14 protein-coding genes are annotated in these 13491 nt (G+C 40.2%); 1 reads left to right on the top strand and 13 read right to left on the bottom strand.

The window, feature by feature from the left end:
- Nucleotides 1–43: 43 nt before the first annotated feature.
- The 7 genes from ACFSJY_RS11450 to ACFSJY_RS11480 form a co-directional block, all read right to left on the bottom strand.
- Nucleotides 44–592 (bottom strand): DUF3833 domain-containing protein, encoded by a 549-nt coding sequence (locus ACFSJY_RS11450; RefSeq protein WP_386034345.1) that lies wholly within the window; start codon nucleotides 590–592, stop codon nucleotides 44–46.
- Nucleotides 592–1122 (bottom strand): chalcone isomerase family protein, encoded by a 531-nt coding sequence (locus tag ACFSJY_RS11455; RefSeq protein WP_386034347.1) that lies wholly within the window; start codon nucleotides 1120–1122, stop codon nucleotides 592–594. The genes ACFSJY_RS11450 and ACFSJY_RS11455 overlap by 1 nt, the downstream gene beginning before the upstream one ends.
- Entirely contained in the window at nucleotides 1115–1603 is a 489-nt protein-coding gene (locus ACFSJY_RS11460) for a DUF2878 domain-containing protein (protein ID WP_386034349.1), read from the bottom strand. Before ACFSJY_RS11460 ends, ACFSJY_RS11455 begins: the two co-directional genes overlap by 8 nt.
- A gap of 102 nt (nucleotides 1604–1705) precedes the next feature.
- Nucleotides 1706–2005, bottom strand: a complete 300-nt coding sequence (locus ACFSJY_RS11465; RefSeq protein WP_386034351.1) for a PilZ domain-containing protein — start codon at nucleotides 2003–2005, stop codon at nucleotides 1706–1708.
- Between the two features lie 96 nt (nucleotides 2006–2101).
- The gene (gene hrpA / locus ACFSJY_RS11470) at nucleotides 2102–5992 is read right to left on the bottom strand and encodes an ATP-dependent RNA helicase HrpA (RefSeq protein WP_386034353.1); all 3891 of its coding nucleotides are present in this window, start codon (nucleotides 5990–5992) and stop codon (nucleotides 2102–2104) included.
- 175 nt (nucleotides 5993–6167) lie between these two features.
- Nucleotides 6168–6590 carry a CBS domain-containing protein gene (locus ACFSJY_RS11475; RefSeq protein WP_386034355.1) on the bottom strand — a complete coding sequence of 141 codons (423 nt, stop codon included), beginning with the start codon at nucleotides 6588–6590 and terminating at the stop codon, nucleotides 6168–6170.
- A 116-nt stretch (nucleotides 6591–6706) separates the two neighbouring features.
- Nucleotides 6707–7735: an isoaspartyl peptidase/L-asparaginase family protein gene (locus ACFSJY_RS11480; RefSeq protein ID WP_386034357.1), complete on the bottom strand. Its 1029-nt coding sequence runs from the start codon at nucleotides 7733–7735 to the stop codon at nucleotides 6707–6709.
- A gap of 150 nt (nucleotides 7736–7885) precedes the next feature.
- Here ACFSJY_RS11480 and ACFSJY_RS11485 point away from each other — a divergent pair, with 150 nt between their 5' ends.
- The gene (locus ACFSJY_RS11485; RefSeq protein WP_386034359.1) at nucleotides 7886–8689 is read left to right on the top strand and encodes a crotonase/enoyl-CoA hydratase family protein; all 804 of its coding nucleotides are present in this window, start codon (nucleotides 7886–7888) and stop codon (nucleotides 8687–8689) included.
- A 184-nt stretch (nucleotides 8690–8873) separates the two neighbouring features.
- Here ACFSJY_RS11485 and ACFSJY_RS11490 read toward each other — a convergent pair whose 3' ends face one another.
- The 6 genes from ACFSJY_RS11490 to ACFSJY_RS11515 form a co-directional block, all read right to left on the bottom strand.
- A complete protein-coding gene (locus tag ACFSJY_RS11490) occupies nucleotides 8874–9563 on the bottom strand; it encodes a hypothetical protein (protein ID WP_386034361.1) in 690 nt (229 codons plus the stop codon).
- Between the two features lie 134 nt (nucleotides 9564–9697).
- A complete protein-coding gene (locus ACFSJY_RS11495; RefSeq protein WP_386034363.1) occupies nucleotides 9698–10195 on the bottom strand; it encodes a hypothetical protein in 498 nt (165 codons plus the stop codon).
- Nucleotides 10196–10929: 734 nt separating this feature from the next.
- Nucleotides 10930–11436 carry a nuclear transport factor 2 family protein gene (locus tag ACFSJY_RS11500; protein ID WP_386034365.1) on the bottom strand — a complete coding sequence of 169 codons (507 nt, stop codon included), beginning with the start codon at nucleotides 11434–11436 and terminating at the stop codon, nucleotides 10930–10932.
- A 6-nt stretch (nucleotides 11437–11442) separates the two neighbouring features.
- Nucleotides 11443–12285 carry a substrate-binding domain-containing protein gene (locus tag ACFSJY_RS11505; protein WP_386034367.1) on the bottom strand — a complete coding sequence of 281 codons (843 nt, stop codon included), beginning with the start codon at nucleotides 12283–12285 and terminating at the stop codon, nucleotides 11443–11445.
- 183 nt (nucleotides 12286–12468) lie between these two features.
- On the bottom strand, nucleotides 12469–12855 hold the full coding sequence (locus tag ACFSJY_RS11510) for a VOC family protein (RefSeq protein ID WP_386034369.1): 387 nt from the start codon (nucleotides 12853–12855) through the stop codon (nucleotides 12469–12471).
- Nucleotides 12856–12924: 69 nt separating this feature from the next.
- Nucleotides 12925–13446 (bottom strand): DUF3087 family protein, encoded by a 522-nt coding sequence (locus ACFSJY_RS11515; protein WP_386034371.1) that lies wholly within the window; start codon nucleotides 13444–13446, stop codon nucleotides 12925–12927.
- Nucleotides 13447–13491 lie beyond the last annotated feature (45 nt).

Raw genomic sequence — 13491 nt, forward strand, 5'->3', positions numbered from 1 at the left:
CCCTCGGTTTGTCGCCCGAGAGCCCACTACTAAAGCTGAAATGTTATGATTTCTTACAACTTCTTAGAGGCTGTTCTTTGTCAAAAAATAAAGTAATTTCCGCTACTTCGATGCCAAATTTTCGCATCGATGTTCTATTGAATACGCGATAGTCGTCAATTTTATAAATCCAATCATCTAAAAAGAATTCATATTCGCTATCATCTATTTTTACCTGTAAAGAGTACTGCCACTGAAACACCGAACCCTCAGTTTTCCCCGAAGCAACGCCAAAGACATCCTCCGCCGTTCCCGAGTACTCGTTACCATTCTTCGTTAACCGCCAATTTCGAAAGCTCACTTCGCCGTCGTCAAAGTAAAAAGTTTCTTCAAGGAGCCCCTTGTTGCCTTCCCAGCTCCCTTCAATTTCTACGCAAAACCGGCGGGTAAGTTTTTTGTTGTAATCTTGGACCATACCCCACGCAATTACTGGCCCGTCAAAATATTCATCCAAGGTTAACGTGGGCGCAGTGTTAGCATAGTCATTAATATGTTGGCTTCCACAGCCAACTAACATTGTTGCGCCTGCAAACACAGAAAGTAATTTAGACATCAATTCAACCCCAGTAATTCTTTGCGGAGTTTGGGCTGCGAGGTTTTCGGAGAAAGCCAAATGGCTGAAAACATGTTGCCGAACTCAGAATCTGCAATCGTTCCAACCAACTCTTGATTGAAATAAAACGCTGTCGAGTGCTCGTCAACCCACATGGTCAAACTGTCACCTTTTTTGATATCAGGCCAAAACTGTGCGAGCTTGGGCAAATACGTTTCGTACAATGGCGCGTCAATGCCTATGTGCTGCCATTGCTCTACCGTTCTCTCGATTAAGTCTTCGCTAGAGATATTCTTTAAATAGGTAATCTCGAACATAAAACTTTGTTGTTCATCATATGTGCCTGTTTTGGTCAGCAACTGACTGTCGTAGATGTCCCAAAATAGCACTTTAAATCGTGTTTCACCGACAAGTTTGAGGGCCTGTTTCAGTTCAGTTGAGCTAGCAGGTGCAACTATAGACGATGCACTGCTTTGACGCGGAAAAACCACTAAAAGCAGTGTAAACATAAACCACACAAGGTTACGCATAACTTTTATTTTCCTTGATATTCAATGACGTAAGGAACCTAAACAAAAATACCCAAATGACAGAAAGTATGAGCATAGTAGCAACATGATTAAACCCAAATGCAACAGCACCCAGCTTCTCGCCCGCCAAATAGCTCATTGGAACGCACAACGCACCTACAGCCAATTGCACATATTTAGAGCGTGTGAAAAATTGCATGCTGTGATTCAATGTTGCGGAAAAAGCAAGCCAGAGAGCAATTAACCAAAATGGAATAATGACGCCTTGCTCGTTGAAATTAAATACACCCGCGTGCATGAGGATTGTGTCTACAGTGACACCGCACAGCGTTGCTATTGAAATGGTTTTGATTTCTGATTCAGGCGATTTGGATAGCAAGACATGAAAAAGCACCCAACCCAAAGCGACTGGAGCAAACGTGTTACCCCAAAAGATAAGGCCGAACCAAGAAAGGTTGAACAGCAGCGCGTTAATAATCATGTTTAGCTAGTTTTGTAGGTTTAAAGGGTAATACGAACTACAAAACAACTAGGATTACTAACGTCCTACTTTTCTTACTGTTTATCGAGTTATCGTGGCAAATTAATCAATATCATCAATTGATACGCCGACTAGGTATAAGTCTGCTGATTCCTCATCAACTCTCACCACTTTACCTGATACGTCAAGTGATTGTACTGCTGAATTCGCCGACTCTACTTTTGCCTTTAATCGAGTGCCAATTTCCAAAGGATGAGCAATTTCAATCGCCATTCCCGTTGCACTTAAATCTCGACATGTAGCTAAAAACTCACTGTTAATTTCTTCATCAATAATGGTCACTTTTACTTCACTGTTTAACAACATGCGATAAAAGTTTCGTTTGTCATCAAAACTAACCATCTTTACTCCCTAGATGTAACGACTAAGACCGTTTTCCTGTTTATTTATACTTGTTATTTTACGGCACTGTCAACGCATCAACAGTATCCCCCTGCTTTACTCGCTAAACGCCTTCAAATGATTTTGAATACGCTTAACAGATATAGGATAGGCAGTACCAAGGTTTTGAGCAAATAAGCTTACTCTCAATTCTTCTATCATCCATCGACAGGCTATTAAATCGGCAGGCATTGGTAAATCTTTACGCTGTTTTAGAATTAAATCCTGTAACGCACTGTCAATTTTTTCTACTTCCAGCATTTTAAGTCTATCTTGGTTTGGATCTATCGGCATCTTTTCGAGGCGTCGAATTATCGCTTGAAGGTAGCGGATAACGTCATCAAGTTTATCGATTCCTGATGCGGTAACGAAGCCTTTAAAAATCAATTTGTCCAACTGCGCTTTCACATCACCTTGATTTTGAATCATGTTTAGCGGTACCGAGCCTTTTAACTTTTTACGGATATCGTGATGTAAATTAAGTGCCCTTTCCACTTTTATAGCAGCCTCTAGCACGCAATCGGCGATTTCTGCCCGCACGTGGTCTCGTAATTGGCTAAACGCTTGCTCATCACGTGGCAGTTCACCTTGTTTGATAAGGTGCGTTGCCGCCGCGTTTATGCAGTCATTAAGTAGATCATTAATCGCTCCAAACGGATTAAAATAGAGACCCAGCTTAGCTTTATTCGGTAACTTTTCTTGCAGGTATTTAATAGGAGACGGAATGTTAAGCAACACTAAACGAGCGCTACCTTGCAGCATAGCTTCTTTAGCCACACTTTCTTGTTCAAATAATTCTATTGCTACGTTGTTTTTCTTATCGACCAAAGCTGGAAACGCTTTGACGGTAATATTCGCCATTTTCTTTTCATAACCAACAGGAATGTCACCAAAATTCCATTCCGTTATGTTTGTTTGCTCTATTCCCTTGTCCGCAACTTTTTTAATCGTTGATTTTACTTTGCCTTGCAACGCTTGTTGAAGCGCTGCCAAATCTCTTCCCTGCTTAACCAACTTATTTTTTTCATCAAACACCTTAAAATTCATGGTTAGATGAGTCGGCAAGTCAATGTCTTCCCAAACATTATCTTCCAGTCGAACACCTGTGATACGCAACAGTTGTCTAGCCAATGCCTGAGTGAAACTGCCGTCCTGTTCATTCATTTTTGCAAGGCTCGCCTCTGCATAATTCGGCGCAGGAACGAAATTACGACGCAGCGTTTTGGGTAAACCTTTGATATACGCTATCGCTAGCTCTTCTCTTAATGCAGGAATTAACCAATCAAACCCTTCAGCCTCTACCTGATTGAGAATGCCGATAGGAATATGCACAGAAATACCATCATCCTCGTCACCAGGCGCGAAATGATAGGTGAGCGGTAATGTCAAATTAGCTTGTTGCCACAGGTCCGGATATGCTTGTTTACTTACTTTTGCCTCATCTTCTTGAAGCAAAAATGCTTTCGTGAAGCTCAGTGTATTCGCATCTTGTTGCTTTTGCTTTTTCCACCAAGACAAGAAACTTCGCTGACAGATGACATGCTCAGGAATGCGTTCTTCATAAAACGAAAACATCAATTCTTCGTCAATTAAGAAACCTTTAGTTCGCGCTTTTTGCTCCAACGCTTCAACATCGGCTACAAGAGCTAGGTTTTTCTTCAAAAACGCTTCTTTTATCGAGCTGTCACCATTAACGAGTGCTTCTCTAATGAATATCTCTCGACAGGTATCTGGCTCTATTTGGTTAAAATTAACTTTGCGCTTGGGCACTATAATCAAACCGTACAAGCTAACTTGCTCATACGCCATTACAGCACCTTGTTTCTTCTCCCAATGAGGCTCGCTGTAACTCCGTTTAACTAAATGCTTAGCCATGGGTTCCAGCCATTGGGGCTCTATACGTGCCACCATACGCGCGAATAATCGGCTCGTTTCTACTAACTCGGCAGCCATAATCCATTTAGGTGGCTTCTTCGACAACGGGGATCCAGGGAAAATAAAGAACTTACTACCACGTGCACCTTTGAATTCACGATTTTCATCTATTTGGCCGATATGACTGAGCAAACCAGATAACAATGCGTGGTGTACAACCGCCATTTGCCCTTCTTCCTCTTCGTCAATTGATGACATAGGAATATTCATTTCGCTTAGCGTTAATTTAAGCTGCGCAATAATGTCTTGCCATTCCCGAATACGGATATAACTGAGATACTCTTTCTGGCATAGCTTTCTAAACTGATTGTTGGACAACTCTCGCTGTTTTTCTTGGATGTAACGCCACAGATTTAATAGTGATTTAAAATCTGAGGTTTTATCTTTAAAACGACTATGCTTTTCATCTGCCGCTTGTTGCTTTTCATGTGGGCGCTCACGTGGATCTTGGATACTCAGCGCACTAACAATAATAAAGACTTGTTCAATACAACCTAAATCAATAGCCGTTAACGCCATCTTCGCGAGTCGTGGATCTATCGGAAAACGTGCTAATTGCTGGCCAGTTTTCGTCAACTTTCTTGCATCGTCACCACGCGATGACTCTGTTATTGCGGCAAGCTCTTCCAGCAGTCGAACACCGTCGTTGATATTCCGGTTATCCGGCGCCTGAACAAAAGGAAACGCTTTGATGTCGCCCAAATCCAAAGCAAGCATCTGCAAGATAACCATCGCCAAATTGGTACGAAGAATTTCCGGATCAGTAAACTCTGAGCGCGAAAGAAAATCTTCTTCTGAATACAGGCGTATACAAATACCTGAAGATACACGTCCACAGCGCCCAGCCCTTTGATTCGCGCTGGCTTGAGAAATCGCTTCAATTGGCAGTCGTTGCACTTTCGTCCGATAGCTATACCGAGAAATACGCGCTGTACCTGGGTCAATGACATACTTGATGCCTGGCACCGTCAAACTGGTTTCCGCTACGTTAGTCGCTAAAACAATATTTCTGCCAGTATGTGACTGAAAGATTCTGTTTTGTTCCTGGACACTCAAACGGGCATACAAAGGTAAGATGTTAGTGTTACGGTAATTCTCTTTTTCTAACGCGGCGGCCGTATCGCGTATTTCTCGCTCACCATTGAGAAAAATAAGGATATCGCCTTGGCTAATGCCAGATAACTCATCAACGGCCTCAATAATACCGCTTACCACATCCACGGTTTCTTCATCACGAGCAAGCGGCCGATAGCGCATTTCGACAGGGTATGTTCGACCTGAAACTGAGATAATTGGCGCATTATTGAAATGCTTTGAAAATCGTTCAGGATCTATGGTCGCAGACGTGATAATCACTTTTAAATCAGGACGTTTTGGCAATATCTGCTTTAAATAACCCAAAATAAAATCAATATTTAAACTGCGCTCATGTGCCTCATCAATAATGATGGTGTCGTACTGACGAAGTAATCGGTCGTTTTGCATTTCCGCCAGCAAAATACCGTCTGTCATTAACTTGATATAGCTATTTTCTTCTACTTGATCGTTAAATCGAACCTTATAACCAACGGCTTTACCCAGAGGTGATTTCAACTCTTCGGCAATACGGTTTGCTACCGTTCTTGCAGCGATACGCCTAGGTTGAGTATGGCCAATAATGCCGTCAATACCGCGGCCAAGTGCTAAACAAATTTTCGGTATTTGAGTGGTTTTACCTGACCCCGTCTCACCAGCAATAATCACCACTTGATTATTTTCAATAGCATCGGCAATTTCAGGTACACTTTCAGAAACAGGTAGGCCTGGCGCGTACGTTACGTTGGGAATATTTTGTTGTTTAGCTATTTTGCTAGCCCTAGAGCGCTCAATAGCCTCTTCTATCTTGGCAAAAGCTTTTTCACGTTTGCCACTGTCTTTGATTTTCTTTACGCCAAGAATGCGTTTTTTCAAACGTGCCTTATCAGCTTGTTTAACTGCCGTTAAAAGAGAGAATAAATGTTGTTCAGATGCCATAAAAACTATTGGAGAATGCGGTTTTGAATAAATCGCAACAGAATACGAAAAATAAAGTGGATGGTATCAAAACTAAACAGGAATTGCTTTACAAAACAAAGACGCAATATATGTTGGCTTATACCTATCAATAAAAAAGGGCCACAAAAGGCCCTTTTCCCGTTGAACGGCAAAACTATTGATTACTGACGTTGTAAATAACACGGAGGTGCCTATCTACCGCCATCAATACTTCATTACGGCTAATCGTGCCAACCAAATGACCAGAGTCGTCTACAACAGGATAAATTTTTGGTTTTTCACCTAACATTTGTTGAGCTAGGGTGACAATACTTTCATACGGCTTAACCGACAACACATCTTTTCGCATCACATCAGCAACACTGGCAATGTGTTCTCGATGATAGGTAGAAGCTAACATAGTTTTCAATAAATCACTTTCTGACAAGAAACCTACTAACTTCTTATTTGCATCAACAACCGGCCCACCTAGCTGTTTGGTTTTGAGTAAGCGAAAAGACGCTTCTTCAATAACCATGTCAGGCATAAAGGTGACAGGATAGTGGTTCATATATTCTTCTACTTTTACTGATTCCATGTTGAGCCTTATTTTATCTAAATACACGCACTCTCAATTTAACTCTAGACGCAATTGTTAAATTTTTCATAACTTTAATTGCGAATTTTTTGCTTCCTGCTCGTAAATAAATTCAGCTAATCGTCCGCAAAAATTGCCACTTTCATGTCTTGCTTGTTCGACATACTCGCACGATACATGCCCTTACTGTTAAACGGCATAGCAATATTACCTTGAGTATCAATTGCAATAACGCCACCGGAACCACCAGCGCTAACAAGCACATCATTTACCACAGTATCCGCAGCCTCAGCTAAAGATTTACCTTGATACTCAACCCTAGCGCAGATATCAGCAGCAACATGATAACGAATAAAGTACTCGCCATGCCCGGTTGCCGAAACAGCACAACTATTGTTATTCGCATAAGTTCCAGCGCCAATAATAGGTGCATCACCTATTCGACCGTAACGCTTAGCAGTCATTCCACCAGTAGATGTTCCTGCAAACAAGTTGCCATTTTTGTCTAGGGCTACCGCGCCAACAGTGCCGTATTTGTATTCGTTATCAAGCAACTGATGAGCTGCTTGAAAGTCTTTCAACTCGCGCTCTTTTTCGGCGAGTTTTTTCTTGGCGCGCAATAATGCTTCATAACGACTCTTTGTATTGAAATAGTTGTTGTCGACCAACTCAAGGTTTTGCTTTTTCGCAAATGCTTCAGCGCCCTCACCGCTTAACATCACGTGAACTGAGTTATTCATTACCTCTTGCGCTAATGCGATTGGACTTTTAACCGTTTTAACACCAGACACAGCACCTGCATTTAACGTTTTACCATCCATAATGGAAGCGTCTAATTCATGGTGACCTTCAAAGGTGTACACCGCGCCTTTACCCGCATTAAACAAGGGGGACGCTTCTAAAATTTGGATAGCGGCTATAATAGCCTTCTCGCTTGACTCACCTTTTTCCAGCAATGCATAGCCAGCGGTAACCGCTTTAGCTAATGTTGCCTCATAATTAGCACGTTTATCTGGCGTCATTTTCGCTTTATTAATAGTGCCTGCACCGCCATGTATCGCAATACCAAAAGCTTCTTCTGCTGACGCTACATTAACGTTTAATGCAGCGCCAATACATAACGCTGCTGCGAGTAAGTTCTTCATGCGTAAACCTGTTTTGTTCTTATTTGTGTATTTTCACATCCAATGTAGATGGCTTTAATAGTGGTGTAAACCGAAACACGGTTTACATTAGCCGTTAGTTACCTTAATGTTACTGGTCTTACCACAAGAAACCGATATGAAAGGATAAACATGTCTGCGCCTGTAGTGACTCACATTGAAAATGACATAGCCTATGTCACCCTAAACCGCGGCGATAAGCATAATGCACTGAATATGGACATGTTCTTTGCCATTTCCCAAACAATCAAATCACTCAAAAAAAACAAGCAAATTCGCGCAGTTATCGTTCATGGAGACGGTGTTGATTTTTGCACTGGCCTTGATGTGAAATCGGTAATGAACTCTATGGGGAATGCTGTTCGTTTGTTATTTAAATGGCGTCCAGGCAAAGCGAATTTAGCGCAATATGTGTCTACTGGTTGGCAAGATATTCCAGTTCCCGTGATAATGGCTCTGCATGGTCGCGTTTGGGGAGGCGGTTTGCAAATAGCGTTAGGGGGAGATTTCAGAATTGCGCACCCTGATACTATGTTATCTGTCATGGAAGCGCGCTGGGGTCTGTTGCCAGATATGGGTGGCACCATCTCTCTAAGAGAGCACTTACCCACAGACAAAGCGAAATTATTAGCCATGACAGGCAAAGAGTTAACCGCTGAGGAAGCACATGAATTTGGCTTATTAACCGAGATATCAAATGAGCCCTTGCTAGCAGCAAAGGCACTTGCACAAGAGCTGCTTGAACAGTCTCCAGATTCCAACGCTGCTGTCAAAAAACTCTATTCCAACGCATGGTGGCACAGTAAAGGCTTTGCACTGGCAAGAGAGTCTTGGTATCAAATCAAAATTATCTTGGGGAAAAACCAACGAATTAAAACCTATAACCAGCTAAACCCCGAAAAAGAGAAATCATTTAAGCAAAGAGTTAACTGGTAAAGGAAAGTTTTTGTAGCATGTAGGGAATTTATGAGGTTAGAGCATCTAGGACAGTATTAAAATTGGTGCGCAATTTTGCCTACAGTGGGGCTCGTGACCTAACGCCCAACTAAGGGGCTGATAATTGTTGGCAATAATGTGAAGCGAAGCGAAACCGAGCCAACTGATAGCAGTCCCGCTTTAGTTACTTGTTAGTTTTACCCAACTCCATCTCTAAATGTATTGAACCTTTCAGAATAACACCTTTAGGTGAATTGTTGCTGTATACATTTACATTAACAAAGTCATCCGTTTTTACTTCAGTAGAGAACCTTTTTACCAATGAAAAGTCATCTATTCTCTTAGAAAAGAAATCTGGCACCCAAAGCAAATTAAAAATCTTTGTTTCTCCTTGGTTTAAACTTTGACACTTCACAGACAATCGGAAATGGTCTTTTCCGTCATTGTGACTGCAGTCTGCATAAGCATATTGTAGGTTTTCCATATTTCCACGCATCAAACTTCCAGCTGGAGTTGTGATTTCAATAACTAAGTCTTTCGCCGTTAGGTTACCAGCGTTTTGAATTTGAACAGCTATTAAAACAGGATAGTTTACTAAATGATCTTCGAGGTACATTGTTTCCCCTAAAATCTTATCTCCGTCTTTAACTAATACATTTGTCAAAGTAACAGTTTTATTTTTTGCATATTCTTCGGGTAAAAACGCGTGAACAACAGTACCGAAAATACTTGGTTCTTTCTTTTCTATCTCAGCTTTATGTTCGATTAAGGACTTCTGTGAAAAGTGGCTAAAAATAGTAGTTAAAATTAAAACTACTAAAGTCGCAATCTGTAGGTATAAAGTCCATTTAGTATTACCTTCATTTGAAGACATTTGCAGAGTATCCTTTTGGTAAAACTAACGCCCGCTTAATGGGCAAATAATGCTTGGCTAAAATATTGAGCGAAGCGAACAAAACCAAGCATTATTTGTCCATTTTTTAAAGCGCTTGTTAGGCATTCTTTATATTATGTCTTTGAAATTAATTCGATTTTTAATATACATTGATGTCCTGATTGTCCATTTACAAATGCAATAGATATATTTTTATTTACATATCGTTCTAAAGAATCACCTATAAAACCGCTATAACAACCTGAACCACCATAATTTAACCTAGGATTTACCCGAATAAATTCTGTATTTTCAAATTTTATGGTTTCAATATCAGCGTGATGGACTTCTTTTCCTCCTCGATGTATTTCTAGCCCTTTTAACGTTCCTGAAGCTTCCAAATAGTTTCTTGATTGAAGTTGCTCAAAGCGCATATTTACAATAGAAAAATCATCCAAAATTTTACTGAGTAAAAAAGAAAAAAATACAAATGGAATAACTAGAATTAGCTTATAACGACCATTTAAATAAGGTATCCCCTTAATGACACCACCTGACATTCCTAATACACATATAACCAATAAACAGATCGGTAGATATTCACTTAGATATCCTATTTCATATATAACCATTCGAAATCTATCACCAATCCTTTAGGAATGCCTAACGCCCCAATAAGGGGCTGATAATGCTTGGCTAAACTCGTGTAGCGAAACGGAACCGAGCCAAGCTTTAGCAGTCCCGCACTTAATTGGCTTGTTATAAGGCAATTACTCTTTAACTACCATCTTATGAAGTAGTAAATATAATTTAAAAACAGCAGCATAAAATAACATATTGAACAAAATAAGAACGGCAATAAAGATATAATCTGAAAACCCCGAAATTTTGCCGCCTAAAGCCATCGCAAAAAAACTAAAAGGCCAAAGCAGAATAGTGGCCCCAACAAATAATGATGGAAAACAGATTATAAGAGCAGGAAACAAGAAACCTAATAGTAATGCTAATTTGGTTGATTTTTTTAGATGCATTCCTTTGCCTTATAACAGTATATTATGTAGACGTCTTAGTAATATCCGTCCACGATTGTCCAGCTAAACTACCAGAAATAGTAAATAATTCAATTCGTTATAAATGAATTTTGTGGTCGTTATTGAAAAGAAAGGGGAATTACTGAGACTTCATAGAAATATCCGATAGCAACTATCTACTTTTATTTAATTTTTTCAATACGTTACATGTTTTAATATGGGGGCCTAGGGGATTTACTGAGAATTCTCAGTAATATCAAATTCAATGTCAGTTAATCGCTTATAGCTGTGTATCAGATAGGAGCTGAAACTGGCCCCCTATTAAACTATGCAACTCACTTAACTTTATTCTTTAGCAATAAATGATTCATATTCTTACCACCTAAAAAGTGCTTTCTTGGCGTGTAATTTATCCAATCTTTTTGCGATATTATTTTATTGTCAGCATTGAACTCTTGCACAATAACAAACAACCACGGTCCCAACTTTTGGCCATCGTAGCTAAACGCGTTAAAATAGCCCTCGGTAACTACAGTGCGCCCAGAAATAGTTTGGCCTGTTACGGTTAAGATGTTATCGCCCGAGATAAGCTGAAAATCCCCCTTGTCCCAAGCCAGAAATGCTTTAATTTCAGCTTTATTGTTTAGCTGATTACCATAAATGATATCGCTTAGGGTTGCCTTTTCATCGTAAAAAGACATCAGTTTTTTCAAGTCTTTTCGCTCTGCGTACACGTCAAAATACGCTTTGGCCGTCTCTGAAAGTGAACCTGAAGGTGAATTCGTAGTGGTTGATGCACAGCCTGCAATAAACCAAACAATGACAATAACTAAAAAGCGCATTTCTCTTTACTCCGCAGGAATAGCATTGTTGTTGATAATAATGTCTGTACCAACAGCACTGCGTATGTAATTCAAGAACGCTGTAACGCTCTTGGAAGGAAATTCATGTGTAATAAGAAACAGATCTCTTGTCAACGCATAGTCACCGTTAAGCAAATTTTCTTTACTGGGCGCTATGTGGTTTAGTGATAAGGCTTTTATTCTATTGTTACTTTGCGCCACTCTCACCTGAGTTGTCATACCAATACTGCCAGGCGTTTTTGCTAGCGCCTTTGCCATATGGCCTGACTTTTTCTTTATTTTGATATGGTCTGCCACTTGGACATGTTTAAAGCAAGGTATATGAGCAAGTATAACTTCAGTATCCACTTCATTTTTGGGTCTAATAAGAGGTAAAAGGTTTAGACTGCTATCGCCTAGAATCTGCCAAGTGGTAAGCTCACCACTGTAAATCTTGCAAAGCTGCTCACTAGAGATATTAGATACCTTAACCTCACTATTTACCCCTATAACAACCGCTACTTTGGCAATTTTATGAACGCTAAGACCTTGGCGAGTGATTTGTTCAACATCGATACCGTGACTGGCCATAGCAATATTAATGTCGTTTTTTATGAGTGCATCTATACGTTTTTTAGGGTTCAGCCCTTCCCCTATCGTTATTCCGTTATCTGGATGTTGTTTAACAAATTCTTTCGCTAGTGCTTCTACCAGTGGCTTTACGCCTGTTGAGCCGTCAATTGAAATGCTACTGGCCAAACTACCGCTTGAAAAAACAACCAACGTACAACACTTAACGAGTAAAACGAAGATTGAAAGGGTCATTGAAGAGTTTAACGATGTATTCATAGTGTTTTTGAGGCCTAGGGATTTTAAGGCTTAGCAGGTTTATTGGTGAATTTACTTTATTGTGCAGTCTAAGCAGTGAGATTTAGTGATGTATCCGCATAACTGCAGGTGACAAATTATGCGGAAAGTTAAACCTCGCTGATAGCTGCGACTTCAGGCTAATATGCTTAATATAAAATTGGCCTAGGCTTGGGGTGCTTCCATACAAAAAGCATTGAATTTATTACCATCTAAGTCACGGAAGTAACCTGCATAAAAACCAGATAATTCACCTCGTGGTCCCGGTTTTCCCTCATCAGTAGCGCCAAGCTCGATAGCTTTGTTATACAGAGCATCTACTTTTTCTCGCGAGTCGAGTACTAGCGCAACCATAACGCCATTGCCCACTGTCGCTTCTTTTCCATCATAGGGAATTGTAACGCTCACACCTGGTTGTTCAGGTGAAACAGACCAAGCAACAAATTGCTCTGATTCAATAAAACGACCCGCCCCAACGGAAGCAAACAACTTATCAAAAAACTCTACAGCTCTTGGTAAATTATTTGTACCTACAGTGACATATCCAATCATCTTCCTCTCCATTTAATTTTGCTTTAGCTTTAATTTTTTCCGATGGTTAGTTAGCAACGTTGTTACTAACTAGATAGAGGCTAGCATGGTTTTATCGAATTGATTCGCCTTATTTTCAAATTCTTCGACACCCATCGACTGTTGAAGCTTGTTAATTTCCATATTTACGTTATTAATGGTCAATGTGTTGTTATCTAGCTCATACACCATTTTTAGTGTTTTATAATAAAACGCTAAAATTATCAGTGCATTATCATCGCCCTCTATTTGTTTACCCTTAATTTTTACCAGCTTTCGATAAATACTGTTGTGGATTTGTTTAAGTTGCCAGATGTAATAAACTTCATGTAAATATTTGTGTCCCTTCACCGAATTCGCGATCATCGCCATTGTTACCAAGGCTAAAATGACACCTAATAAGTTGAAGCGAAAATTGCTCTGCGTTTCAGGGTCGATAATCGGTTCTCCGAACGCTGCAATAAGTAAAGTGCCGAAAAGTAACGCAAAGGCTGCAAAAACTGCCACAAAAGCCACAGACACGTTGTTAAGTTTTTTGCGATAAACAGTTTTATCAATGTTTTCTATTTTCATTTGTTTCGTCTTTTTTGTTGGCTAATCAAGGGCCTGTTGACCCTC

It is taken from the genome of Thalassotalea euphylliae (genome assembly GCF_042682785.1).
GTDB lineage: Bacteria > Pseudomonadota > Gammaproteobacteria > Enterobacterales > Alteromonadaceae > Thalassotalea_F > Thalassotalea_F euphylliae.

Coding starts and splice junctions, on each gene's coding strand:
- ACFSJY_RS11450 (WP_386034345.1), bottom strand. CDS start 592: ATGTCTAAATTACTTTCTGTGTTTGCAGGCGCAACAATGTTAGTTGGC.
- ACFSJY_RS11455 (WP_386034347.1), bottom strand. CDS start 1,122: ATGCGTAACCTTGTGTGGTTTATGTTTACACTGCTTTTAGTGGTTTTT.
- ACFSJY_RS11460 (WP_386034349.1), bottom strand. CDS start 1,603: ATGATTATTAACGCGCTGCTGTTCAACCTTTCTTGGTTCGGCCTTATC.
- ACFSJY_RS11465 (WP_386034351.1), bottom strand. CDS start 2,005: ATGGTTAGTTTTGATGACAAACGAAACTTTTATCGCATGTTGTTAAAC.
- hrpA (WP_386034353.1), bottom strand. CDS start 5,992: ATGGCATCTGAACAACATTTATTCTCTCTTTTAACGGCAGTTAAACAA.
- ACFSJY_RS11475 (WP_386034355.1), bottom strand. CDS start 6,590: ATGGAATCAGTAAAAGTAGAAGAATATATGAACCACTATCCTGTCACC.
- ACFSJY_RS11480 (WP_386034357.1), bottom strand. CDS start 7,735: ATGAAGAACTTACTCGCAGCAGCGTTATGTATTGGCGCTGCATTAAAC.
- ACFSJY_RS11485 (WP_386034359.1), top strand. CDS start 7,886: ATGTCTGCGCCTGTAGTGACTCACATTGAAAATGACATAGCCTATGTC.
- ACFSJY_RS11490 (WP_386034361.1), bottom strand. CDS start 9,563: ATGTCTTCAAATGAAGGTAATACTAAATGGACTTTATACCTACAGATT.
- ACFSJY_RS11495 (WP_386034363.1), bottom strand. CDS start 10,195: ATGGTTATATATGAAATAGGATATCTAAGTGAATATCTACCGATCTGT.
- ACFSJY_RS11500 (WP_386034365.1), bottom strand. CDS start 11,436: ATGCGCTTTTTAGTTATTGTCATTGTTTGGTTTATTGCAGGCTGTGCA.
- ACFSJY_RS11505 (WP_386034367.1), bottom strand. CDS start 12,285: ATGAATACATCGTTAAACTCTTCAATGACCCTTTCAATCTTCGTTTTA.
- ACFSJY_RS11510 (WP_386034369.1), bottom strand. CDS start 12,855: ATGATTGGATATGTCACTGTAGGTACAAATAATTTACCAAGAGCTGTA.
- ACFSJY_RS11515 (WP_386034371.1), bottom strand. CDS start 13,446: ATGAAAATAGAAAACATTGATAAAACTGTTTATCGCAAAAAACTTAAC.